Source organism: Pseudomonas sp. RIT-PI-r (assembly GCF_001297015.1).
Classification (GTDB): domain Bacteria; phylum Pseudomonadota; class Gammaproteobacteria; order Pseudomonadales; family Pseudomonadaceae; genus Aquipseudomonas.
The window spans coordinates 101,803-126,816 of record NZ_LIGE01000011.1 but is presented as its reverse complement, the minus strand read 5'-3'; the positions used below and the strand labels follow the sequence as shown (position 1 = coordinate 126,816).

Annotated in this window: 21 protein-coding genes and 3 tRNA genes; 4 read left to right on the top strand and 20 right to left on the bottom strand. The window is 58.1% G+C overall.

Annotated features, from left to right (window positions below):
* Positions 1-95: 95 nt before the first annotated feature.
* Positions 96-1,091, top strand: a complete 996-nt coding sequence (cra, locus tag AK821_RS01990) for a catabolite repressor/activator (RefSeq protein WP_064387894.1) — start codon at positions 96-98, stop codon at positions 1,089-1,091.
* Between the two features lie 3 nt (positions 1,092-1,094).
* Positions 1,095-1,871, top strand: coding sequence for a TatD family hydrolase (locus AK821_RS01985; RefSeq protein WP_064387893.1), 777 nt, complete (start codon positions 1,095-1,097; stop codon positions 1,869-1,871).
* Positions 1,872-1,987: 116 nt separating this feature from the next.
* On the opposite strand, the gene AK821_RS01980 is transcribed toward AK821_RS01985, so the two are convergent.
* The 4 genes from AK821_RS01980 to AK821_RS01965 form a co-directional block, all read right to left on the bottom strand.
* Positions 1,988-4,018 (bottom strand): methyl-accepting chemotaxis protein, encoded by a 2,031-nt coding sequence (locus tag AK821_RS01980; protein WP_064387892.1) that lies wholly within the window; start codon positions 4,016-4,018, stop codon positions 1,988-1,990.
* Positions 4,019-4,237: 219 nt separating this feature from the next.
* Entirely contained in the window at positions 4,238-5,077 is an 840-nt protein-coding gene (gene ampE, locus AK821_RS01975) for a regulatory signaling modulator protein AmpE (protein WP_064387891.1), read from the bottom strand.
* Positions 5,074-5,634, bottom strand: coding sequence for a 1,6-anhydro-N-acetylmuramyl-L-alanine amidase AmpD (gene ampD / locus AK821_RS01970; protein WP_064387890.1), 561 nt, complete (start codon positions 5,632-5,634; stop codon positions 5,074-5,076). The genes ampE and ampD overlap by 4 nt, the downstream gene beginning before the upstream one ends.
* A gap of 64 nt (positions 5,635-5,698) precedes the next feature.
* Positions 5,699-7,879, bottom strand: coding sequence for a DUF1631 domain-containing protein (locus AK821_RS01965; protein ID WP_064387889.1), 2,181 nt, complete (start codon positions 7,877-7,879; stop codon positions 5,699-5,701).
* 255 nt (positions 7,880-8,134) lie between these two features.
* On the opposite strand from AK821_RS01965, the gene nadC reads away from it, so the two are divergent.
* Positions 8,135-8,983 carry a carboxylating nicotinate-nucleotide diphosphorylase gene (nadC, locus tag AK821_RS01960; RefSeq protein WP_064387888.1) on the top strand — a complete coding sequence of 283 codons (849 nt, stop codon included), beginning with the start codon at positions 8,135-8,137 and terminating at the stop codon, positions 8,981-8,983.
* A gap of 49 nt (positions 8,984-9,032) precedes the next feature.
* Here the strand turns inward: nadC and AK821_RS01955 are convergent, their stop codons facing one another.
* Positions 9,033-9,332 carry a DUF6388 family protein gene (locus AK821_RS01955; RefSeq protein WP_064119459.1) on the bottom strand — a complete coding sequence of 100 codons (300 nt, stop codon included), beginning with the start codon at positions 9,330-9,332 and terminating at the stop codon, positions 9,033-9,035.
* 277 nt (positions 9,333-9,609) lie between these two features.
* On the opposite strand from AK821_RS01955, the gene AK821_RS01950 reads away from it, so the two are divergent.
* Positions 9,610-10,104, top strand: a complete 495-nt coding sequence (locus tag AK821_RS01950; RefSeq protein ID WP_064387887.1) for a hypothetical protein — start codon at positions 9,610-9,612, stop codon at positions 10,102-10,104.
* A 6-nt stretch (positions 10,105-10,110) separates the two neighbouring features.
* Here AK821_RS01950 and AK821_RS01945 read toward each other — a convergent pair.
* The 15 genes from AK821_RS01945 to ftsH form a co-directional block, all read right to left on the bottom strand.
* A tRNA-Thr gene (locus AK821_RS01945) sits at positions 10,111-10,186 on the bottom strand.
* Positions 10,187-10,380: 194 nt separating this feature from the next.
* The gene (gene pnp / locus AK821_RS01940; RefSeq protein ID WP_008088348.1) at positions 10,381-12,486 is read right to left on the bottom strand and encodes a polyribonucleotide nucleotidyltransferase; all 2,106 of its coding nucleotides are present in this window, start codon (positions 12,484-12,486) and stop codon (positions 10,381-10,383) included.
* 193 nt (positions 12,487-12,679) lie between these two features.
* Positions 12,680-12,949, bottom strand: a complete 270-nt coding sequence (rpsO, locus tag AK821_RS01935; RefSeq protein ID WP_003197723.1) for a 30S ribosomal protein S15 — start codon at positions 12,947-12,949, stop codon at positions 12,680-12,682.
* Positions 12,950-13,091: 142 nt separating this feature from the next.
* Positions 13,092-14,009, bottom strand: coding sequence for a tRNA pseudouridine(55) synthase TruB (gene truB / locus AK821_RS01930; RefSeq protein ID WP_034154423.1), 918 nt, complete (start codon positions 14,007-14,009; stop codon positions 13,092-13,094).
* 4 nt (positions 14,010-14,013) lie between these two features.
* The gene (gene rbfA / locus AK821_RS01925) at positions 14,014-14,415 is read right to left on the bottom strand and encodes a 30S ribosome-binding factor RbfA (RefSeq protein ID WP_016986495.1); all 402 of its coding nucleotides are present in this window, start codon (positions 14,413-14,415) and stop codon (positions 14,014-14,016) included.
* A 159-nt stretch (positions 14,416-14,574) separates the two neighbouring features.
* Entirely contained in the window at positions 14,575-17,103 is a 2,529-nt protein-coding gene (gene infB, locus AK821_RS01920) for a translation initiation factor IF-2 (protein WP_064387886.1), read from the bottom strand.
* A 27-nt stretch (positions 17,104-17,130) separates the two neighbouring features.
* Positions 17,131-18,612: a transcription termination factor NusA gene (nusA, locus tag AK821_RS01915; RefSeq protein ID WP_008088341.1), complete on the bottom strand. Its 1,482-nt coding sequence runs from the start codon at positions 18,610-18,612 to the stop codon at positions 17,131-17,133.
* A gap of 47 nt (positions 18,613-18,659) precedes the next feature.
* Positions 18,660-19,118 carry a ribosome maturation factor RimP gene (gene rimP / locus AK821_RS01910; protein WP_064387885.1) on the bottom strand — a complete coding sequence of 153 codons (459 nt, stop codon included), beginning with the start codon at positions 19,116-19,118 and terminating at the stop codon, positions 18,660-18,662.
* 139 nt (positions 19,119-19,257) lie between these two features.
* Positions 19,258-19,334 (bottom strand) — tRNA-Met (locus AK821_RS01905).
* Between the two features lie 97 nt (positions 19,335-19,431).
* Positions 19,432-19,517, bottom strand: a tRNA-Leu gene (locus tag AK821_RS01900).
* A gap of 22 nt (positions 19,518-19,539) precedes the next feature.
* Complete coding sequence (secG, locus tag AK821_RS01895) at positions 19,540-19,926, bottom strand: preprotein translocase subunit SecG (RefSeq protein WP_027610782.1); 387 nt, start codon at positions 19,924-19,926, stop codon at positions 19,540-19,542.
* A gap of 4 nt (positions 19,927-19,930) precedes the next feature.
* On the bottom strand, positions 19,931-20,686 hold the full coding sequence (gene tpiA / locus AK821_RS01890) for a triose-phosphate isomerase (protein WP_016986498.1): 756 nt from the start codon (positions 20,684-20,686) through the stop codon (positions 19,931-19,933).
* A gap of 65 nt (positions 20,687-20,751) precedes the next feature.
* Positions 20,752-22,089, bottom strand: coding sequence for a phosphoglucosamine mutase (gene glmM / locus AK821_RS01885; RefSeq protein ID WP_064387884.1), 1,338 nt, complete (start codon positions 22,087-22,089; stop codon positions 20,752-20,754).
* A 16-nt stretch (positions 22,090-22,105) separates the two neighbouring features.
* The gene (gene folP, locus AK821_RS01880; protein WP_064387883.1) at positions 22,106-22,957 is read right to left on the bottom strand and encodes a dihydropteroate synthase; all 852 of its coding nucleotides are present in this window, start codon (positions 22,955-22,957) and stop codon (positions 22,106-22,108) included.
* 8 nt (positions 22,958-22,965) lie between these two features.
* A complete protein-coding gene (gene ftsH, locus AK821_RS01875) occupies positions 22,966-24,873 on the bottom strand; it encodes an ATP-dependent zinc metalloprotease FtsH (RefSeq protein ID WP_064387882.1) in 1,908 nt (635 codons plus the stop codon).
* Positions 24,874-25,014 lie beyond the last annotated feature (141 nt).

Sequence of the window (25,014 nt, the reverse complement as noted above, 5' to 3'; positions counted from 1 at the left end):
CTTGTCGGATGCGCTGCGACAATAGTCGCCTGCCCTAATCGGGTAGGATTGGCGAAAATGTTGCGGCAAGCTCGCAAAAACAAGGAAATCCCGGGTTGAAACTCAGTGATATCGCGCGGTTGGCCGGAGTGTCCGTGACCACCGCCAGCTACGTCATCAACGGCAAGGCCGAACAGCAGCGCATCAGCACCGCGACCGTCGAGCGCGTGCGGGCAGTGGTCGATCTGCATGGCTTCACGCCAAACCCTCAAGCAGCCGGGCTGCGCAGTCGGCACACGCGCACGCTGGGCTTTATTCTGCCGGATCTGGAAAACCCCAGTTACGCGCGGATCGCCAAACTGCTGGAGCAAGGTGCGCGGGCGCGCGGCTATCAGTTGCTGATCGCCAGCTCCGACGATGCACCGGACAGCGAGCGCCAGTTGCTGCAACTGTTCCGCGCGCGCCGTTGCGATGCGCTGATCGTCGCCAGTTGCCTGCCGACCGGCGATGACAGCTATCGGCAGTTGCAGGCCAAAGGTCTGCCGATCATCGCCATCGACCGGGTCATGGAGCCGGAGCATTTCTGCTCGGTGATCAGTGACGACCGCGAGGCCAGTCTGCACCTGACCCAGAGCCTGCTCGACCCGCAACCCAAGCAGATCGTTCTGCTTGGTGCGCGCCCGGAACTGAGCATCAGCCAGGAACGTGCTGCCGGGTTCAAACAAGCGCTGGTCGACTTCAAAGGCGAGGTGCTGGTCGAGCACGCTGAATCTTTCAGCCGTGAGTGCGGCAAGCAGTTGATGGAAGAACTCCTGCAACGCCTGGGGCATTTGCCGGACGCGTTGGTCACCACGTCCTACGTCCTGCTGCAGGGCGTGTTCGATGCGCTGCATGACTTCCCGCTGAAATCGCGGCCGCTGCGCCTCGGCACATTCGGTGATACGCAGTTGCTGGATTTCCTGCCGCTGCCAGTCAACGCCATGGCCCAACAGCACCAGTTGATTGCCGACAAGGCGCTGGAACTAGCGCTGGCGGCCGTCGAGCAGTCGGAGTACAAGCCCGGTGTGCAGGCCATCGCGCGGACATTCAAGCAGCGTATTCACCGAGACTGAATCGTGGAGCTGATCGACAGCCACACCCACCTCGATTTCCCCGACTTCGACGAAGATCGACAGGCGTTGCTCGTCGAAAGCCGTGCCCTCGGGGTGCAGCGGATGGTGGTGTTGGGGGTTTACGAGGGTAACTGGCAACGGGTGTGGGATCTGGTGCAGAGCGATGCCGATTTGTACGCGGCGTTCGGTCTGCATCCGGTGTACCTCGATCAGCATCGCCCGGAAGATCTGACCGCACTCGGCGATTGGCTGACACGCTTGCGCGGTCATCGGCAGTTATGTGCGGTGGGCGAAATCGGTCTGGATTACTTCATCGAAACGCTGGATCGCGAGCGCCAACAGGCGCTGTTCGAAGCACAGCTGCAACTGGCAGCGGACTTTGCATTGCCGGCGCTGATCCATGTGCGCCGCAGCCACGCCGCGGTGATTGCCACCCTCAAGCGCTTCAAGCTCAAACGCGCGGGGATCATCCACGCCTTCGCCGGTAGCCGTGAAGAAGCGCGGGAGTACATCAAACTGGGTTTCAAACTGGGTCTGGGCGGCGCGCCGACCTGGCCGCAGGCACTGCGCATGCATCGCGTGCTGGCGGAGTTGCCGCTGGAGTCGATCGTGCTGGAAACCGATTCACCGGACATGGCGCCTGTCATGTTTCCCGGTCAGCGCAACAGTCCGGCGCACTTGCCGGCGATTTGTGAGGCGCTGGCCGGACTGATGAAAATCAGCCCGCAACAACTGGCCACGGCCAGCACCGCCAACAGCTGCGAAGTCTTCGGCTGGTAACACATCTCCCCCTGTAGGAGCTGTCGAGTGAAACGAGGCTGCGATCTTTTGATCTTTGAAATCAGGATCAAAAGATCGCAGCGTGCCGCAGCTCCTATAGGGGATTTGTGTACAGCTCAGACGCGGAAGGCGCTGATCAGTTGTTTCAGTTCCACGACCTGAGCCGACAGTGCCCGGCTGGCATCTTCGGTCTGATGCGCACCTTGCGCCGTGCGCTCACCGGCGCGGTTGATCTCGACGATATTCTGATCAATGTCATGGGCCACCGCCGTTTGCTGCTCAACGGCAGCGGCGATCTGCTGGTTCTGATCGACGATCATGCCCACAGCCCCAAGGATGTTTTCCAGTGCCTGCTGAACCTTCTCCGACTGCCCGACCGTGCCGTTGGCCATCTGATGGCTGACGCCCATGGCTTTCACCGCTGCACCGACACCGCCGTGCAGCTTGGCGATCATTTGTTCAATCTCTTCGGTCGATTGCTGGGTGCGTTTGGCCAGGGTGCGCACCTCATCGGCAACCACGGCGAAACCACGACCCTGCTCACCGGCACGAGCCGCTTCGATCGCGGCGTTGAGCGCCAGCAGATTGGTCTGCTCGGCGATGCTCTTGATTACTTCAAGAACACGGCTGATCGATTGGCTGTCACTGGCGAGTTGATTGATCACCAACACTGACTGATCGATCTCGCTGGCCAGCGCAGCAATGCTGCCCTGCTGCGACTCCACCAGCCCACGACCGCTGATGGTCTCGTCATTCACGCTGTGGGCGCTGCTCACCGCCGCGGCGGCACTGCGTGCGACTTCCAGTGAAGTCGCCGACATCTGGTTCATCGCCGTCGCCACTTGTTCGATCTGCGTGCGCTGGCCCGCCACCGCCTGATTGCTTTGTGCGGAGACGTTTTCAACCTGGCCGGCCTGACGCTCGACTTCGCCCACGGTCTGGCCGACGCGCTCGATCAAGTCGTGAATCTTCTTCACCGTGCCGTTGAACACTTCGCCCAACTCACCCAGCTCATCACGACTGTTGGCCTTGAAGTTAACCGTCATGTCACCGGCCGCGACCTTGTCCATCATCGCCCCGAGGCGTTTAAGCGTGGTGCGGGTCGAAGCGTAGAAGCCACCATAGAGGTAGAAAATCAACACGAACACCACCGACAGCGCCACAGTCTGCAGAAGCATGTGTGTGCGATTCTGCGCCAGACGCTGCTGCAACTGAGTGTCGAGGAATTTCAACGTGGCGTCGTTGAGCTCGTAGGTCTTGCCGATCAGCCCGGTGACCTGATCGTAAAAAGCTTGCCACGGCGCATCGAGGGTGTCGGCCATGACGACCTGCTCTTCGAACAGTTCGCTGGCCTGTTTCAACGAGGCCTTGCTGTTGTCGGCCATCGCACTGAGGTGTTCCCGCGCAGCTTTACTGGAGCCGAGGGCGTCCTGCAATTTCAAAGCGTACTCCGCCTGGAGTTTTTCGATCTGCACCAACAGCTCATCGAAACGGGTGCTGGAGGCGCTGTTGAGAAAACCCTGGCCCAATGAATACGAACCCATGGCCCGGCCTTCGCCGAGGGTTTGCGTGACGGTCGGCGTGATCAGGGTCACCAGTTCGCTGAGCTGGCGGATATCGCTCTGGTTGTCGCGGCTCAGGCCGGCCTGACTGGTGATGATCTGGCTGAAAATCTGCGCACTGGCCAGCAGTTTGCCAATCAACGCGCTTTTGCTCTGCAGCGATTTTTCCGTTTGCTGCGCCTTGAATGCGGCGATCATTTCATCGCGTTTGCCGTCGAACACCTGGATATGTTCGGGATCGTCGGTCATCGCCGTCAGCCCTTGCAGGCGTGTCAAAACCGCTTGTTCAAGCGTGATGATTTGCGCTTCGACGTTCCCGGCCTTGCCCGACTGACCGAGGGTGACGTTGATCTGCACCAGATTGTTCAGCGTCTCCAGATCCCGGCGCAGGGCCAGGCTGCTGCCCAGCAGATCGAGACTCTGTAGCTCGACGCGGGTGCCCTGGAATTCGCGATAGGAATCGCGCACCAGATAGAAATTGGTCACCAGCATCGGCACCAGGAACAGCACGCTGATCAGGCTGAACTTCATGCCGAAGCTCAGACGGTTCATCAGCGAGACGGCGGGATAGAGCAAGCTCTTCACTGGAAGTCTCCCTTGGTTTTTCTTGTTTTTATTGGCAGGCGCGGGGCGACAGCAGATAGCCACTATCGGGCGCTGTCTCTGTATAGCTCAAATCGAAGGGAGGTTTTGTAACTTAAGGTTAACAACGAAAAAGATCGCAGCCTGCGACAGCTCCTACAGGAAACATACAATTCCTGTGTAGGAGCTGCCGCAGGCTGCGATCTTGTGATCTTTTTTTAATCAGTGAACCAGAACCGTCCACAAGGCAAACCCGGCATACCACAGCACTGCCGCACGCAGCAGCAGTTCCCACAGGCAATCGAGAGTGTTGATGCCATCCGGACCGACCGCAGGCGGTGGGATCTCTCCAGCAGCCAATCCAACCTTGTTGATCAGTTGCGCAGCGCTGATGTTCCAGTTCAGCAGCTCATGCAGCATCACCCGGCTGACCGCAACAAAGTTGCCGACCAGCGCCAGGCTGGCCGCCAGCAAGCGTACCGGCACCCAATCAAAGGCATGGCGCATTTGCCCGGCGCGTTCGGCCAGTGCGGGATTCTTGCCGTGTTCTTCGGCCAGCGCCAACAAGCGATAAGCCAACGCCGCCACCGGCCCGAGCAGGAAGTACCAGAAGATCACCGCGAAGAAACTCTGATAAGCCTCCCACAGCAGATGCCCCTGCACGCGATCAAGCAATTGCTCGCCGCTGTCAGCGCAAATATCCAGATCGCGCTTGGCCACATGTGCCGCCGCTTGCAGATCCTCACGGCGCCAGGCATCACGGAACGGCCCGAGGCCGCCGAGTAAATCGCCGCGTCCCAGACTGTAAATCACCACCAGTAAATGCACCGGCAAGGCCAGCAAGCCATAGGCTACTGGCTCCAGCACCACCAGCAACAAGCCAAGCAGCGCCACCGGCAGCAACACCAGAATCGTCAGCACTATCCATGGCTGGCTGGCCAGTCGCGCGCTGCTTTCGAGTTTGTTCAGTTCGCGGATCCATCCGCCATCGCGTTGAACCCGATGGCGCAAGGCCGAGAACTTCTCGATCCAGACCGCCAGCAGTAACACCAGAAAACTCATTGTCCTTCCTCTTGTGCCAGGGCTGCGCGGTAACGCGCCCAGTCGAATGCCGGGCCAGGATCGGTCTTACGCCCGGGTGCTATATCGCTGTGCCCGCAAATACGGGCGCCGGTGATAGCCGGAAATGCTGTTTGCAACTGACGGGTCAGCGTCGTCAAGGCTTGATACTGCGCATCGGTGAACGGCAGATCATCGGTGCCTTCGAGTTCGATGCCCACGGAAAAATCGTTACAGGTTTCGCGGCCGTCGAAAATCGACACTCCGGCATGCCACGCCCGTTCGAGACAGGAGACAAACTGGGTGACCTTGCCGTCACGTTCAATCAGAAAGTGCGCCGAGACGCGCAGGTCAGCAATCCCTGCAAAATAGGGATGTTCGGTGACATCCAGACGATTCTGGAAAAATTCCTGCACCTTGCCCGTGGCGAACTGCGCCGGTGGCAGGCTGATGTTATGGATGACCAACAGGGAGACTTCGCCCGCAGGACGCTCATTGAAGTTGGGCGATGGGCAGACCTGCACCCCGTGACACCACCCGCTAGCGGGATCCAACTGCATACCGATTCCTTCAACGCCGACTGTGTTGACGCCCAGTATGCCGTGATCGGCCCCCGGCGCGCGATCACTTGGCGCGATTGAGTCGCCGCAGATTGCCCAGCACTGACTCCAGCGCCCGGTCGAACAGCAGCGTATCGTCCAGCGCACGGACGGCGCCACGGCGGAATTCGAGGGCAAGGCTGGTGCGACTGCGTTCGCGTACTTTCGTCCCGGTGCGATCGACAAAGATGTACTTGCCCGTGGCTTCGATGATAGCGGCCAGTTTGCAGCGCAAGCTGTGTTCGTCGTCTTCCGCAAACGCCACCCAACTGCCGAGGCGCAACTGGTCAACCTGGCGCAGACCTGCATCGTCGTGAGGCAAACGTACGGAGGTCAGTTCCACCGAGCCCTCGTCAGCGGTCGGCAAAACGATCTGCTGCGACACTTCGACCATCATCGTCGCTTGATCGGTGTCCGCCGCTCGCTCCAATACCTTCACGTGCAGCGCTTCGAGTTCGCTGAAAAACTCACCGGTGGCAAACGGATCGAACGCGATACTGGTCAAGCCATCACGCAGCGACTTGAGCAACCCCGGCACCAGAGTCAATAAACGCAGACTGAACTCGGGATCATCATGACGCTGCACGCTCCAGATCAATTGCTCCATGGTCTGCACATCGGCCTGCCACTCTGCGGACTGATCGCCATGTTTGAGGCGCGTCAGCAGCAGCACCTTGCTCCAGGCGTTCTGGACGAAAGTGACTACCGACGGCGGCAGGACTTTGCCCAGCAATGCCTGATTCAATGCCTGTTCGACCCGGCGCCGGGCCAGTTCAGTTTTGGCGCGCCCCTCTTCGGCGTCGCGCAAACGCTGCTCAAGCAGTTCGCTGCGGCGGCGTTCGTCGCTGGTAAAGGCGAGGAAGTCGGCGAGCAGCTCGGAAAAAATCGCCGGGTCATCGACAAAATCGCTGAGCAGGCGCTGCACCACTTGTTCGATGCGCACGTACAAACTGTCGCGCTCGGCACTGTCGCAGTCGCCCCAGCCCATGGCTGCGTCGGCGATTTCATTGAGCAGGCGCCGCGCCGGATGGCTGCTACGGCTGAAAAAGCTTTTGTCGAGGACGGCTACCTTAAGCATCGGAATCTGCAAACGAGCAATCAGCGCCTTGAGCGAATCCGGTACGTTGCGATCTTCGAGGATGCAATCGAAGACCATGGCGATCAGGTTGATCACGTCTTCGTCTGCACCACCGACGATCCGCGACTTGCCACTTTTGACGCTGACCCGCGTCAGCAGTTGTTCGAGCTGATTGCGCAGATCGAAGTCGTCCTGCGCGGCGAGCGCTGGCACGTATTGTTGCAAATGCGAAAGCAGGCGTAGCAGGTCGCGTGTGGTGATCGGTTGGCTCGCGCTGCTGGGTTCCAGGGTCGGCGCCACGCTGCCGCGCACATGCAACAGCAACTCCTGCAGCGCGGCGAACACTTCTTGCACGCCTTCGTCGGCGGGCGTCGGCTCATGACTTTCTTCGCTGTAGACACTCGCGGCCGCTCGATCCATGGCGCGCCGCGCCGGTGCCGGTTTCAACGCCGGCAACACGCCGGTGGCGAGCAACAGCTGGTTGGCCTCAGCGTAAAGCTGTTCGGTGTCGGCCAGCACATAGCGCTCGAACAGTTTGAGCAGGATCAGCTTGACCTTGATCTCCACGCCCAGATTGCGCCCGGCCTGCAAAAAGAACTCGCACAGCATCGCCGGGCCGAGCGGGTTGTGCTGGTCGTCGAGGGTATTGCCGAGCAAGGCGTTGAGACGCAGAGTCAATTGATCGAGGGCGAAACCATCGCGTTTGAGCACCCGACCGACCATGGTTTCGACCGCTACGCTGCGCTCCATGTCATCGGTGCGCGGTGCCGAGTCCTCAAACATCAGCGTGCGTGGCAGCGTGTTGTGCGTGGGGTCGTACTGAGTGAGACCGACGAAGGCCTCGAAAAACTGTTCGAGAAAGCCGCGCTCGATATTCTTGCGCTTGAGGCGCAGGTCGCGCATGGCTTCGAAAAAGATGTTCTGCTCGACGTCGTTGCGCGCCCGATCGGCCATTTCAAACAGCGTGTCGTCGGCGTTATCGAACAGTTCCTGCAAACCGTGACGCAGTTGCTGCGCAGCCTTGTCGCGAACCTGAAGCAGAATCACAGGCAGGCGGGCGAGCGGCGAGTGATTCGCCTGATCGGTAGCGGCCTTGTGCAAAGGCACTACTTTCCCGTCGTTGTGCATCCAAGCCTCCTGGAACGGTGATTCTTAGGACGTCAAAGCTATGACGTCAAATGCAAGGCGGATTATCTTGCAAAAGATGTCTCCGGCGCTATAGCCGTCAGGGTTTCCCCTATACCGGCGCCCTTCCAGTGACCACGGTTCAACACTGTTTGCTCAAACAAATTCGACCGGATGCAGTCAGGCACGCACGTTCTCGCCTTGGGTTGGCTGATCCCATGCCCCTATAATCGAACCACTTTGTTTGTGGAGCCCGTTATGCCGAATCTACGTCTCGCCGATTTGACCGCCGAAATCGAAGCCAACGTGCGCCGTGCGTTGCTCGAAGACATCGGCAGCGGCGACATCACCGCGCAACTGATCCCGGCCGAACGCCTGGCCAAAGCCACCATCATCACCCGCGACGAGGCCGTCGTCTGTGGCACGGCGTGGGTCGATGCAGTATTTCGTCAGCTCGATCCCCGCGTTGCAGTGCACTGGCAAGTGGTCGATGGCGAGCGGGTCAAAGCCAATCAACCGCTGTTTCATCTGGAAGGTCCGGCGCGGTCGCTGCTGACCGGTGAACGCAGTGCGCTGAACTTCCTGCAGTTGTTGTCAGGCGTGGCCACACGCGCGCAGTACCTCGCAGACTTCGTCGGCGCTACTGACGTCAAGCTGCTCGATACCCGTAAAACCCTGCCAGGCCTGCGTATGGCGCAGAAGTACGCAGTGACCTGTGGTGGCTGCCACAATCACCGCATCGGACTGTACGACGCGTTCCTGATCAAGGAAAACCACATCGCCGCCAGCGGTGGCATCCCGCAGGCAATTGCCGCCGCGCACAAGATCGCGCCGGGCAAACCGGTGGAAGTCGAAGTGGAAAGCCTGGATGAGCTGAAAGAAGCACTGGAGGCAGGCGCTGACATCATCATGCTCGACGAGCTGAGCCTGGATGACATGCGCGAAGCCGTGCGCCTGAACGGCGGCAAGGCGAAACTGGAAGCCAGCGGCGGCATCAACGAAAGCACGCTGCTGCCGATCGCTGAAACCGGGGTGGATTACATCTCGATCGGCGCGATGACCAAGGATGTCAAAGCTGTCGATCTGTCGATGCGCTTGAGTCTCTGAAGACTACGCAATAAAAAACGCCAGCCCGGATAAGGCTGGCGTTTTTGTTTCAGACCACCAGATTATTCATCTCGCAGTACTCATCCCACTCGACACCCAGTACTTCGGCCGCCTCTTTGTGCAGCACGAGACGCTGCGCCTCGAACTCCTCCGGCGTGCTCGTGTACTTGAGCGTCAACTCCCAGGGCTGCAGGCCCTGAGCTTCGGCCTCGTCTTCGAACGCCCACTGGATCTGATCTTTCTGATCATCAGGACTGAGATCCTTGATCTCTTCCAGCAGTTGGGGCGCATCAAGCTTGTACTTTTCCAGCGCTTGTTCGTGACGTTGCTCTTGAGTTAATTCGGTCATGGCGTTCTCGCTGATCGTAAGAATGGAGGATGGATCTGGATCATCAAGGATCTCTCTGACGCGGTTTTTTCCGGCCTTCGGAACCATTCGGGATCATCTGAAAACTGCTAAGCGATGCTCATGCAGGCACCGAATATAGGACGTTTGCATGACGAATTACACGGCTCTTTACATCTCTCGCACAAAAAGTTGACCTGCGGAACATAAATACGAAATCCGAGTCATAGCGATGTGCCACTTCGGCACCCATCTTCGCTGTTCACAAGGAAAACCAGTGATGCGCAGTTTTTCGAAAATGTCCGCCGTTATCTCCACCACCGCTCTGATTGCTGCCATGGCTCTTCCCGCAAGCGCCATGGCACTGGAGCTGAGTTCCAGTAGCCCCTCCTACGGTGACAAATTTTCGTTGATTCACAACGACTATGGTAAAGAAGTGGTGATCCGCAGCGATTTCAGCGTCGATGAATTGAAAAAAATGCGCGACACCGTCAGCGATCAATCACGTCAGATCGAAGAACTCAAACGCAGCAGCGGTTCGAGCTCCAGTTCCAGCGGCAAGGAAATCGAGGAGCTGAAAAACAAGGTCAAGGAACAGGATCGCAAGCTCGAAACCCTCGGCCGTCAGGTGGAAGACCTCAAGCGCAACAGCGGTTCCAGCTCCAATTCGAACAGCAGCGAGATTTCCAGTCTGAAGCAGAAGATCAACGATCAGGATCGGGCGATGGATCAGCTCAAACGCACTGTCGAGGATCTGAGCCGCAAGGTGAAATAAGGAAGATGGTGCCCGAGACAGGAATCGAACCTGCGACCTTCGCGTTACGAGTGCGCTGCTCTACCGGCTGAGCTACACGGGCGGTGGGCTAAACCTAGCACCGGTTTTCACAAAAGCAAAGATCGCAGCCTGCGGCAACTCCTGCATGATCGGGTTACCACAGCGCTTTTGTGGACGCTGCCGCAGGCTGCGATCTCTGGGTGTTTATGACAGACAAAAAAATGCCCCACCGTTTTCACGGCGGGGCATTTTTATTGCGCTAACGCTATGGGCTGATTAAACGCCCGAAGCCTTGGCAGCTGCCACGTCTTTGATCGACAGCTTGATACGACCGCGGTTGTCCACGTCCAGTACCAGCACTTCCACTTCCTGGCCTTCTTTCAGGATGTCGGTCACTTTCTCGACGCGAGCATCGCTCAACATCGAGATGTGCACCAGACCGTCCTTGCCTGGCAGGATGTTGACGAATGCGCCGAAATCGACGATGCGCTCAACCTTGCCGACGTAGATCTTGCCGATCTCGGCTTCAGCGGTGATACCCAGTACGCGCTGACGTGCTGCTTCAGCCGCTTCCTTGGTTTCGCCGAAGATCTTGATCGAACCGTCGTCTTCGATGTCGATCGAAGCCTTGGTTTCTTCGCAGATCGCACGGATGGTCGCGCCACCTTTACCGATAACGTCACGGATCTTGTCGGTGTCGATCTTCATCGCGATCATGGTCGGTGCGTTGGCCGACAGTTCGGTACGCGACTGGCCGATGATCTGGTTCATCTGACCGAGGATGTTCAGGCGCGCTTCCAGGGCTTGGCCCAGAGCGATTTCCATGATTTCTTCGGTGATGCCTTTGATCTTGATGTCCATCTGCAGCGCGGTAACACCTTTGGCGGTACCGGCTACTTTGAAGTCCATGTCGCCCAGGTGGTCTTCGTCACCGAGGATGTCGGTCAGGACGGCGAATTTCTCGCCTTCTTTAACCAGACCCATGGCGATACCGGCAACCGGCGCCTTCATCGGCACACCAGCGTCCATCAGGGCCAGGGAAGCGCCGCAAACGGAAGCCATCGAGCTCGAACCGTTGGATTCGGTGATTTCCGAAACCACACGGATGGTGTACGGGAACACGTCAGCGGCTGGCAGCATGGCCGAAACCGAACGACGGGCCAGACGGCCGTGACCGATTTCACGACGACCAGCACCACCCATGCGACCACACTCGCCCACCGAGAACGGAGGGAAGTTGTAGTGCAGCATGAACGGGTCTTTTTTCTCGCCTTCCAGGGTGTCCAGCAGCTGTGCGTCACGGGCGGTGCCCAGTGTTGCAACAACCAGAGCCTGGGTTTCACCACGGGTGAACAGTGCCGAACCGTGAGTCTTCGGCAGAACGCCGACTTCGATGTTCAGCGGACGTACGGTTTTGGTGTCGCGACCGTCGATACGTGGCTTGCCGTTGACGATGTTTTCGCGAACGGTGCGGTATTCGATTTCGCCGAAAGCGGCTTTGACTTCGCTGGACGAAGGCTGGCCTTCTTCACCGGACAGCTTGGCAACCACCTGATCCTTCAGCTCACCCAGGCGAGCGTAACGGTCGGCCTTGATGGTGATGGTGTAAGCCTGGGAGATTGCGTCGCCGAACTCGGCACGGATAGCGCCCAGCAGTTCGGTGGCTTCTGGCGCCGGAGCCCAGTTCCAGGTTGGCTTGGCAGCTTCAGCGGCCAGTTCTTTGACGGCGTTGATCACCACCTGGAACTCGTCGTGAGCAAACAGTACGGCGCCCAGCATCTGGTCTTCGGTCAGCTCTTTGGCTTCCGATTCAACCATCAGTACGGCGTCGGAAGTACCGGCAACGACCATGTCCAGGCTCGAAGCAGCTTGCTGCTCGTAAGTCGGGTTCAGCAGGTAGCCGGTGCTTTCGTGGAAGGCAACTCGAGCGGCGCCGATCGGGCCGTCGAACGGAATGCCCGAAATGGCCAGGGCAGCCGAGGTACCGATCATCGCAGCGATGTCCGGATCGGTCTTCTTGCTGGTGGAAACAACGGTGCAGACAACCTGCACTTCGTTCATGAAACCTTCTGGGAACAGCGGACGGATCGGACGGTCGATCAGTCGGGAAGTCAGGGTTTCTTTTTCGGAAGGACGGCCTTCACGCTTGAAGAAACCGCCAGGGATCTTACCGGCAGCGTAAGTCTTTTCCTGGTAGTGAACCGACAGAGGGAAGAAGCCCTTGCCTGGATCGGCTTGTTTTGCACCGACTACAGTCACCAATACGCTGACGTCGTCGTCAACGGTGACCAATACTGCGCCGGAGGCCTGACGGGCGATACGGCCAGTCTCGAGGGTAACGGTCGATTGACCGAACTGGAATTTTTTGATTACCGGGTTCACGGTGTCCTACCTTCTTTGTGGCTCTTGGGGGAACTGGTTTCTTGCGAATTCTTGGGCAATGTCGGGAATCGGCCCAACGCCTGTCCAGGGTAAAACATGCATCCAGATAAAACTTGAGGCTGGGAGCCTGCAAGACGCCGGCGGTAAACCGCTGACGTCCGACAGACCACCAACCTCATAGCGCAATCGCTGATTAGCGACGCAGACCCAGGCGAGCGATCAGAGCGCTGTAACGGCTCACGTCCTTGCCTTTCAGGTAGTCCAGCAGCTTGCGACGCTGGTTTACCATGCGGATCAGACCACGACGGGAGTGGTGATCTTTACCGTTGGCCTTGAAGTGACCTTGCAGTTTGTTGATGTTGTGGGTCAGCAGTGCAACTTGCACTTCTGGCGAACCAGTGTCACCAACAGCTTGCTGGTAGTCAGCAACGATTTGAGCTTTTTCTTGAACGTCGAGAGCCATGAGGCAATCCTTTTATCAGGAAACTGTTTCAGGGAAACAGCTTCAACAGGCCAGGGACAAATCCCTGTATCTATAAATGAGTCGTGACCGTGCCTGTTAACAGCCACACTCGCCGACCTGCTGTTACACAGGCCGGTTCCGGTCATTCTGACCGAATCAAACGACGTGGCGCGATGCGCCCGTCTTCGCTCACTTCACCGATACCGATGAAGCGACCATTGTGATCCTGTACCCGTACCATGCCGAACTTCGGAGCATCCGGAGCACGCACCGGCTGACCGTTGAGCCAGTAGAACGCGCTCGCTTCCGAGAAGTGCAGCAACGGCCAATCGAGCAAGCCGCTGTCCGATGGCATGAGGAAGCGATCAACCGCTTCATTGCCGCCTTCGGCATGTACCGCTTCCAGTTCTTCGAGGGTAACTGTCTGCGCCAGGGTGAAAGGCCCGGCCTGGGTACGACGCAATTCTGCGACGTACGCACCACAACCGAGTTGCTCACCGATATCCTCCACCAGGGTGCGAATATAGGTGCCCTTGCTGCAATCCACCGCAAGACGCGCAGTATCGCCTTCGAAGGCCAGCAATTCCAAGCGCGCAATAGTAACAGAACGCGGTTCGCGCTCCACTACTTCGCCTGCACGAGCCAGCTTGTACAACGGTTGGCCATCACGCTTGAGCGCCGAGTACATCGGCGGTATCTGACTGATTTGCCCACGAAATTTCGGCAAGGCCGCTTCGACATCGGCGCGACCAACGGTCACCGGGCGCTCCTGCAGAACTTCACCCTCGGCGTCTGCCGTGGTGGTGGTCTTGCCCAGTTGCGCCAGGGTTTCATAACCCTTGTCGGAATCGAGCAGGTATTGCGAGAACTTGGTCGCCTCACCGAAGCACAGCGGCAAGACGCCGGTGGCCAGCGGATCCAGACTGCCGGTGTGGCCGGCCTTCTCGGCGTTGAGCAACCAGCGAACCTTCTGCAACGCAGCGTTGGAGGTGAACCCCAACGGCTTGTCGAGCAGGATGATGCCGCTGACGTTACGACGGATACGTTTGACCTGAGCCACCGAATTACTCCTTGGTGTCTTCAGGTTCAGCAACGACCGGGTGCTGATTGTCTTCAGCAACGGCACGCTCGATCAGCGCCGACAAGTGCGCGCCACGGACGACGGATTCGTCGTAGTGGAAGTGCAGTTGCGGCACGCTGCGCAGTTTCATTTCACGGGCCAATTGCATGCGCAGGAAACCTGCAGCGGAATTGAGCACCTTGATGCTTTGCGCGATGTCTTCTGCGTTGTCCTGGCCCATCACGGTGATGAAAATCTTTGCGTGACCGACGTCACGGCTGACTTCCACAGCGGTAATGGTGACCAGACCCACACGTGGATCCTTGACTTCACGACGGATCAGTTGGGCAAGCTCGCGCTGCATCTGATCGCCGATACGTTGGGTACGGCTGTATTCTTTTGCCATGATTTGTTACCTGTTACTGCCCTGCGGCGAAACCCGCAAGGTCTGAAAGCGGCAAACGCCCGGCCTGACAAAAGCCAGACCGGGCGTTGCGTTTAGAGTCCGGGTGATGCGCCGCACGGTTGAGTACGGGCGACCATCACGGCTCCTGAAGTGCGCGAGTTAGAGGCTGCGAGCAACCTGAACCTTCTCGAAGACTTCGATCTTGTCGCCGACTTTAACGTCGTTGTAGCTCTTCACGCCGATACCGCATTCCATGCCGGCACGTACTTCGGAAGCGTCATCCTTGAAGCGGCGCAGGGATTCCAGCTCGCCTTCGAAGATAACGATGTCTTCACGCAGTACACGGATCGGACGGTTACGGTGCACAACACCTTCGATCACCATGCAACCGGCGATCGCGCCAAACTTCGGCGAACGGAACACGTCACGTACTTCGGCCACACCCAGGATGTTCTCGCGAACATCGCTGCCGAGCATGCCGGTCAGGGCTTTCTTGACGTCTTCGATGATGTCGTAGATCACGTTGTAGTAACGCATGTCCAGACCTTCCTGCTCGACGATCTTCCGTGCGCCAGCATCGGCACGCACGTTGAAGCCGAACAGTACAGCGTTCGAAGCCAGTGCCAGGTTAGCGTCGGACTCGGTGATACCACCGACACCGCCACCCACAACGCGCACTTGTACTTCGTCGTTGCCCAGGCCATTCAAGGCACCGTTCAACGCTTCCAGCGAACCACGGACGTCGGATTTGAGGACGATGTTGAGCGTCTTCTTCTCGGCCTGACCCATGTTTTCGAAGATGTTTTCCAGCTTGCCGGCGTGAGCGCGAGCCAGTTTGACTTCGCGGAACTTGCCTTGACGGAACAGAGCCACTTCACGGGCTTTCTTCTCGTCAGCAACCACACTCATCTCGTCGCCAGCGTCCGGGGTACCGTCCAGGCCGAGGATCTCGACAGGGATGGATGGACCGGCTTCCTTGATTGGCTTGCCGTTCTCGTCGAGCATGGCGCGAACGCGGCCATAGTTCGAACCGACCAGGACCATGTCGCCTTGGCGCAGGGTACCGTCTTGAACCAGAACGGTTGCCACCGGGCCACGACCTTTGTCGAGACGCGATTCAACCACAACGCCACGGCCAGGAGCCGACGGAGTCGCTTTCAGTTCGAGAACTTCAGCTTGCAGCAGAACGGCTTCAAGCAGCTCGTCCACGCCAGTACCGACTTTCGCCGAAACCGGAACGAACGGCGTATCACCGCCCCACTCTTCGGAGGTCACGCCGTGAACCGACAGTTCGCTACGGATGCGATCGAGATCAGCGCCCGGCTTGTCGATCTTGTTCACCGCTACAACCAGTGGAACGCCAGCCGCTACTGCGTGCTGAACCGCTTCAATGGTCTGCGGCATCACGCCGTCGTCCGCTGCAACCACCAGAATCACGATGTCAGTCGCCTTGGCACCACGAGCACGCATTGCGGTAAACGCGGCGTGACCCGGAGTGTCGAGGAAGGTGACCATGCCGCGTTCGGTTTCAACGTGGTATGCACCGATGTGCTGGGTGATACCACCGGCTTCGCCAGCAGCAACCTTGGCACGACGGATGTAGTCGAGCAGGGAAGTTTTACCGTGGTCAACGTGGCCCATTACAGTCACGACTGGCGCACGGGAGAACGACTCACCTTCAAACTTCAGGGACTCGGCCAGGGAATCTTCCAGGGCGGTGTCGCTGACCAGGGTCACTTTGTGGCCCAGTTCTTCGGCTACCAGTTGAGCAGTTTCCTGATCAAGCACCTGGTTGATGGTCGCTGGAGTACCCAGTTTGAACATGAACTTGATGATTTCAGCAGCCTTGACCGACATCTGATTGGCGAGATCGCCAACAGTGATGGTCTCGCCGATCTGCACATCACGCACGACAGGGCCGGTTGGGCTCTGGAAACCGTGAGCGTTGCGCTTCTTCAGCTTGGCCTTGCCGCGACCGCCGCGACGGAAGCCATCGCTTTCTTCGTCGGTAGTGCGTGGCGCCACGCGTGGAGCCGGCGCTTTTTCTTTGACCGAGGCGCGGTGCGGAGCGTTTTTGCGCTCGCCATCACCACCACCGCTGCGACGATTGTTGTCGTCGGCACGTGGTTTGTCCGGACGGCGCTGTTCGTTCTGCTTGTTGCGAACGTCAGCTGACGGTGCTGGAGCAGCGGCTACCACCGGTGCGCTTTCGCGAACAGGTTCGGCAACTGCAGCCGGCGCCGAAGCGGCGTTGGTAGCGGTTTGCGCAGCAGCAGGCTGGCGACGCGCTTCTTCTTCGGCGCGTTGCTTGGCTTCTTCTTCAGCCTTCTGACGGGCAGCATTTTCTACTGCGCGACGCTCATCCAGTTCACGCTTGCGTTCGGCTTCGATTTCTTCCGGGCTACGCTGTACGAAAACTTTCTTTTTGCGGACTTCTACGCTGATGCTTTTGCTACCAGCCACACGCAGGGTGCTGGTGGTTTTACGCTGCAGCGTGATCTTGCGTGGTTCTTCCACTTTCGCCTTGTGGCTGCTTTTCAAGTGAGTCAGCAGGGACTGCTTCTCACTGTCAGTCACATTTTCTTCGGCGGCGGTGTGCGGCAGACCTGCCTCACGCATCTGCTGCAACAGGCGCTCTACCGGTGTTTTGACCTCATCGGCCAGTTGTTTCACCGTGACTTGCGTCATGCACTTCTCTCCTCAGGCCGCGCCTAATTACTCGAACCAGTGGGCTCGGGCGGCCATGATCAACTTGCCGGCACGATCATCGTCAATGCCGTCGATGTCGAGCAGGTCGTCAATAGACTGCTCGGCCAGGTCTTCGCGGGTAATTACGCCGCGCACCGCCAGTTCCATCGCCAAATCCTTGTCCATACCCTCAAGCGAGAGCAGGTCTTCGGCCGGATGGGCGTCTGCCAGCTTTTCCTCAGTAGCGATGGCTTTGGTCAACAAACGATCCTTGGCACGAGCACGAAGCTCGTTGACGGTATCTTCGTCAAAGCCGTCGATGTTGAGCATTTCTTCCAACGGTACGTAGGCAATCTCTTCCAGGCTGGTGAAGCCTTCATCTACCAGCACCTGTGCCAGGTCTTCGTCGACTTCCAGCTCGTCGATGAAGTTGCGCAGGATGTCGCCGGTTTCTGCTTGCTGCTTAGCCTGGATGTCCGATTCGGTCATCACGTTCAGGGTCCAGCCAGTCAACTGGCTAGCCAGACGCACGTTCTGACCACCGCGACCGATGGCCTGAGCCAGATTGTCTGCGCCAACGGCGATGTCCATTGCATGGGCATCTTCGTCAACGATAATTGCCGCAACCTCAGCCGGGGACATGGCGTTGATCACGAACTGAGCAGGGTTGTCGTCCCACAGAACGATATCAACACGCTCACCGCCCAACTCACCCGACACTGCCTGGACGCGCGAACCGCGCATACCGATGCAAGCGCCTTGCGGGTCGATGCGTTTGTCCTTGGAGCGGACGGCGATCTTGGCGCGCGAACCCGGATCACGGGAGGCAGCCATTACTTCGATCAGGCCTTCAGCAATTTCCGGCACTTCGATACGGAACAGCTCGATCAGCATTTCCGGCGCGGTACGCGACAGGATCAACTGCGGGCCGCGGTTCTCGGTGCGGATTTCCTTGAGCAGCGCACGCAAACGCACGCCAACACGGAAAGTTTCGCGAGAAATGATGTCTTCGCGGGCCAGCAATGCTTCAGCATTGTTGCCCAGATCGACGATCACGTTGTCGCGGGTGACTTTTTTCACGGTGCCGGAGATGATTTCTCCCAGGCGTTCGCGATAGGCGTCGACCACTTGAGCGCGCTCGGCTTCACGTACTTTTTGCACGATGACTTGCTTGGCAGTCTGTGCAGCGATACGGCCGAACTCGATGGATTCGATTTTTTCTTCAACGACGTCGCCAACGTTGGCACCCGGATGCGTTTCAGCAACCTTGCTCGGCCAGGTTTCGATGGCCGGATCGTCGAGATCGTTCTCTTCGACGACCGTCCAGCGACGGAAAGTTTCGTATGCCCCGGTGTGGCGGTTAATTTCCACACGCAGGTCAACTTCGTCTTCAAAACGCTTTTTGGTAGCAGTGGCCAAAGCCAGCTCCAGCGCTTCAAAAATTACGCTTGCCGGTACGCCCTTTTCATTGGATACCGACTCAACAACCAGCAGTACTTCTTTGCTCATCGTACGCCTCGCCTTTCGCAAGCCATTGGATCCGCGGGATCCGCGTCTCAGTCAAAACTGGGAATAATGTTGGCCTTGTCGATCATATCGATCGGCAACAGGAATTCATGGTCTTCTACCTGCACCACGACATCCTGTTCTTCTACACCGCGCAGAAGGCCCTGAAAGTTGCGTCGACCCTCAAAAGGCGAGCGCAGCTTGATCTTCACTTGTTCACCGGCAAATTTTGCAAACTGCTCAAGAGTGAACAGTGGGCGCTCCATGCCAGGCGAGGAAACTTCAAGGGTGTATTCCACGGTGATTGGATCTTCAACATCCAGTACACCGCTGATCTGACGGCTGACAATGGCGCAATCGTCCACCAGCACGCCACCCTCTTTATCGATATAAACGCGCAACATCGAGTGACGACCCTGAGCCGAAAACTCGATACCCCAGCATTCATAGCCCAGGGCCACGACCACCGGGGCCAGCAAGGCCTGCAACTCTTCTAGCTTGCTCGACACCTGAACCCCCTAGTGCATGATATGTGCATGCTTTGCAAAATAAAAAAATGGGCGAAACGCCCATCCTTGAAACGCCGTCGAACAGCGGCGTTGAAAGTGTCCAGCTAACAAAAAGCCCCTTAAAAGGGGCTCCTTAAACTGGTTGCGGGGGCCGGATTTGAACCGACGACCTTCGGGTTATGAGCCCGACGAGCTACCAGACTGCTCCACCCCGCGACAAAGCTGGGGCGGAAGTATACGACCGATCCCTTAAAGGGTCAATGTAACCTTCCACCTGCAAGAAAGCCCGCAACAGCGGGCTCTCCTGACTAATTGGTACCGAGAAGGGGACTCGAACCCCTACACCCTATGGGCACAACCACCTCAAGGTTGCGTGTCTACCAATTCCACCACCTCGGCAAAACTACGTTTGAAACCCTTCTTACTTCTGCTCTTGAGCTGGAGGTACGTCAGTCGCTGGAGTAGCCGACTTTTGCTCTTGAAGCACCGGGACATCATCAGAAGCCGGTTGTTGTTGCTTAGGCACTTCCAACACTGCTGGATCTGGTAGCCCTGCCTGAGTCAGCTGATGAGCCTTCTCTTTAGCAAAGTAACCTAACCCCAAGCTGGTTATGAAGAAACCGGCGGCAAGTATAGCAGTAAACTTACTAAGAAAGGTAGAGGAACCTTGGCTTCCGAACACAGTATTTGAAGCACCTGCTCCGAAAGACGCGCCAGCGTCCGCACCCTTACCCTGCTGCAGCAAAACCAGAGCAACTACGCCCAATGCACCCAGCAGATGAAAAACGACTACGACTGTTTCCAGCATTTTTTCAGTTTCCCGCGGCGCGACAGATCGCACCGAACTCATCTGCATTCAGGGAAGCTCCACCAATGAGCCCCCCATCGATATCCGGCATGCCGAACAGTTCGACCGCATTGGCCGCCTTCACGCTGCCGCCGTATAGAAGCCGCACACCTCGTGCGACTTCAGAATTCTCTGCCGCCAGCTGCTCGCGAATGGCTTTATGCACATCCTGCGCCTGCTGCGGCGTTGCAGTCAGTCCGGTACCAATAGCCCAGACCGGCTCGTAAGCAATCACTGCCTTGGCAAAAGCACCTACACCCAGCTCCTCGATGATACTGCCCAGCTGACGCCCGACAACCTCAAGAGTTTTTCCGGCTTCGCGCTGCTCCAGGGTCTCCCCTATACACAACACCGGAATCAAGCCGCATGCCTGTGCCGCTGCGAACTTGCGATTCAGCATCCCGTCTCGCTCACCCATTATCTGGCGGCGTTCGGAGTGCCCGACAAGCACCAGGGAACAACCTGCATCCACCAACTGACTCGGTGCAATCTCACCGGTCAATGCACCTTGCATCGATTCCACCGCAGAGTTCTGCGCGCCGACCGAGATCGACTTGCCTTTCAAGCCATCAATCACTTGATTGATATACAAGCAAGGCGGGAATACCGCGACATCAACACCGCTTGGCAAGGCCAGATGACGAAGGCCGTTGATCAGCTCAGCGACGCTGGCGCGGGTACCGTGCATCTTCCAGTTACCAGCTACCATAGGGCGACGCATGCTGTACCTCGTCGGTCAAAGTGGGCGCAGATGTTACCCAACACAATCATGCCTTGCAAGCCGTATCAGGCAGAAACTTCACTTACCAGTTTTGCCAGCTCTTCGGCATAACCGCGAACCTGAGCTTCGTCCTCGCCTTCGACCATTACGCGCACCAGAGGCTCTGTCCCGGACTTGCGCAAAAGCACTCGACCGCGACCCGCCATAGCCTGGGTTACACGCGCACTGGCTTCCTTGACAGCCGGATGCTCAAGCGGACTTTCGCCACCACCAAAACGCACATTGATCAACACCTGAGGACACTTGCGCAACGCCTGACGCGTTTGCGCCAAACCTTCATTACGGGTCTTCAAGGCCATCAGCACTTGCAAAGCTGCGATGATCGCATCACCGGTCGTGGTGTGATTGAAGCAAACGATATGCCCCGAATTCTCGCCGCCGACCAGCCAGTTGCGCTCGAGCAACTCGGCGATCACGTAACGGTCGCCGACATTGGCACGAATAAATGGAATCGAAAGCTCTGCAAGCGCGAGCTCCAACCCCAGATTACTCATCAGGGTGCCAACCACGCCGCCCTGCAACTTCCCGCGCTCATGCAGATCGCGAGCAATGATGAACAGCAGCTCATCACCATCAACAATGGCACCGGTATGGTCGACCATCAAAACCCGATCGCCATCGCCATCAAAAGCGATACCCAGATCGGCGTGCTCTGCCAGCACCGCAGCCTGCAACTGCCCCATATGGGTCGAGCCACAATTCTCGTTGATGTTCAGACCGTTAGGCTGGGCTGACAACACGACAACTTCCGCACCCAACTCCCGGAAGACACTCGGAGCTACCTTGTAGGTCGCGCCATGCGCACAGTCGATAACGATCTTGAGGCCAGAGAAACTGGTGCCCGTTGGCACGCTGCTTTTGCAAAACTCGATATAACGACCTGAAGCATCGTTGATCCGCGACACTTTGCCGATCTTGCTTGATTCAACCACGGTCATCGGGGTATCGAGCAGCTCTTCGATCATCAGCTCCAGCTCATCCGGCAGCTTGGTGCCTTTACCGGAGAAAAACTTGATGCCGTTATCGTCATGCGGGTTGTGCGAGGCACTGATCACGATACCGGCCTCAGCCTGGAACGTGCGCGACAGGTAAGCGATGGCCGGCGTCGGCATAGGACCCAGCAGCATCACATCGGCACCGGCCGATGTCAGACCAGCCTCAAGTGCCGACTCGAACATATAACCGGAAATTCGCGTGTCCTTGCCGACCAGCACTTTGCAGGCACCCATCTTGCGAAACGCCATGCCGGCAGCCCAACCGAGCTTGAGCATGAAGTCAGGAGTAATCGGGTATTCTCCGACCCGGCCACGAATACCGTCAGTACCAAAGTATTTCTTGCTCATAAGTGCTCCGTCATTCTTATTCGGCTGATTCCACGGCCGCGATCATCCGCACCACGTCTACCGTTTCCGCCACATCATGGACGCGCAATATACGCGCACCCTTGACGGATGCCAGTGCCGCCAGTGCAAGACCACCATGCAAACGCTCACCCACCGGGCGATTCAGGGCATGGCCGATCATGCTTTTTCGGGAAACACCTACCAAAAGAGGTCGACCCAACGCGTGCAAGGCTTCCATATGCTTGAACAAGCTTAGATTGTGCTGCAGGGTTTTGGCGAAACCGAAGCCAGGATCAAGGATGATGCGCTCGGCCGGAATTCCCGCCTGCGCACATTTAGCCATACGAACGGCAAGAAACTCGGTCACCTCGCGGGTGACATCCTGATAGTGCGGGTCGTCCTGCATATCGCCGGGCTCTCCCAGCATATGCATCAGGCATACCGGCAAGCCTGTGGCTGCAGCCGCATCCAAAGCCCCATCGCGCTGAAGCGAACGGACATCGTTGATCAACCCGGCACCCAGCCGCGCAGTTTCGCGCATGACGGCTGGTGTCGAAGTGTCGACCGAGATGATTACATCCAGCTCACGATTGATCAGCTCGACGATCGGCGCCACACGCTCAAGCTCTTCGAGCGGCGACACCGCGCGCGCACCCGGCCGGGTTGACTCGCCGCCGACGTCGATAAGCGTCGCTCCCGCCTCCACCATGGCTTGCGCGTGACGCAAGGCTGCATCGAGCTGGCTGTATCGGCCACCATCAGAGAAGGAATCAGGGGTTACATTGAGAATGCCCATGACATGCGTCCGGGCCAAATCAAGAACCCGGTTGCCGCAAGGCAACCGGGTCAGGGACTGTACAGAAGTCATTTCAAACCTTAAACGTCAGCAGCCGGACCGCCAATCGGTGTTTCCGGACGCTCATCCCGAACCACTGGAGGTGGAGGCGTACCTGTACCACCCGACCAGTCGCGGGGCTCGCGAGGCGCGCGACCCGCCATGATGTCGTCGATCTGCTCAGCATCGATCGTCTCGTACTTCATCAGCGCGTCAGCCATGGCGTCGAGCTTGTCACGGTTGTCCGTGAGGATCTGCTTGGCTGTGCCGTAGCACTGATCGATGATGCTGCGCACTTCGGAGTCGATCAGCTTGGCTGTCTCGCCGGAGAAACTGGCAGCCTGACCGCCACCGCCGCGACCAAGGAATACTTCACCCTCTTCTTCGGCGTACATCAAAGGACCGAGTTTTTCCGACAAGCCCCACTTGGTCACCATGTTCCGTGCAATCTGACTGGCACGCATGATGTCGTTGGAGGCACCGGTGGTTACACCGTCGAAGCCCAGAGTCATTTCTTCAGCGATACGACCGCCGTACAACGAGCAGATCTGACTGATCAGCGCGCGCTTGGACAGGCTGTAGCGATCTTCTTCCGGCAGGAACATGGTCACACCCAGCGCACGACCACGCGGGATGATCGACACCTTGTAGACCGGATCATGCTCAGGCACGACGCGACCCACGATGGCGTGACCCGCTTCGTGATAAGCGGTGTTCTGCTTCTCTTTCTCGGACATGACCATGGACTTGCGCTCGGCGCCCATCATGATCTTGTCTTTGGCCAGTTCGAACTCTTTCATTTCAACGATGCGCTTGCCGCTGCGTGCAGCGAACAGCGACGCCTCGTTGACCAGGTTGGCCAGGTCAGCACCGGAGAAGCCCGGAGTACCACGCGCGATTACGGCCGGAGCGACGTCGTCACCCATTGGCACCTTGCGCATGTGAACCTTGAGAATCTGCTCGCGACCACGAATATCCGGCAGACCGACCACCACCTGACGGTCGAAACGGCCCGGACGCAGCAGCGCCGGGTCGAGCACGTCAGGTCGGTTGGTTGCAGCGATAACGATAATGCCGTCGTTCATCTCGAAGCCGTCCATCTCAACCAGCAACTGGTTGAGGGTCTGCTCGCGCTCGTCATGACCACCGCCCATGCCAGCGCCACGATGGCGACCGACGGCGTCGATTTCGTCGATGAAGATGATGCAAGGCGCGTGCTTCTTGGCCTGCTCGAACATGTCACGAACACGGCTGGCGCCAACACCAACGAACATCTCGACGAAGTCAGAACCGGAGATGGTGAAGAACGGAACCTTGGCTTCGCCGGCAATCGCCTTGGCCAGCAAGGTTTTACCGGTACCCGGAGGACCGACCATCAGCACGCCGCGAGGAATGCGGCCACCCAGGCGCTGGAACTTGCCCGGATCACGCAGAAACTCGACCAGCTCGCCAACTTCTTCCTTGGCTTCGTCGCAACCGGCAACGTCAGCCAATGTGGTTTTCACCTGATCTTCGGAGAGCAGGCGCGCCTTGCTCTTGCCGAAGCTCATCGGCCCGCCCTTGCCACCAGCACCACCCTGCATCTGGCGCATGAAGAACATGAACACCGCGATGATCACCAGGATCGGGAAGCTGGCCACCAGAAGCTGGGTCCAGATGCTTTGCTGCTCAGGCTGCTTGCCTTCAACCACAACGTGGTTGTCGACCAGATCGCCGATCAGGCCATTGTCCTGAATCGCCGGACGAATGGTCTTGAAGCTGTCGCCATCGTTGCGCTTGCCGGTGATTACATAGCCATCAACCGCTACGCGTTCGACCTTGCCATCCTTGACCTGCTGGATGAAGTCGGAATAGTTGAGGGTCTGCGGCTCGTTAGGGCTGGAGAAGTTGTTCATCACCGTCACCAGGACAGCCGCGATGATCAACCACAGGATCAGATTCTTTGCCATATCGTTCAATTAACTACCCTCTGAAGCAAGCTCCGCTACTGGCGCGCGCTTCGCATGATATTCACCGGCCTAACTTACTACATTACCTACGACTCTGGCAGGCGCCGTCTGTAACCCTTTGTGAAACACTTTCTACACAAT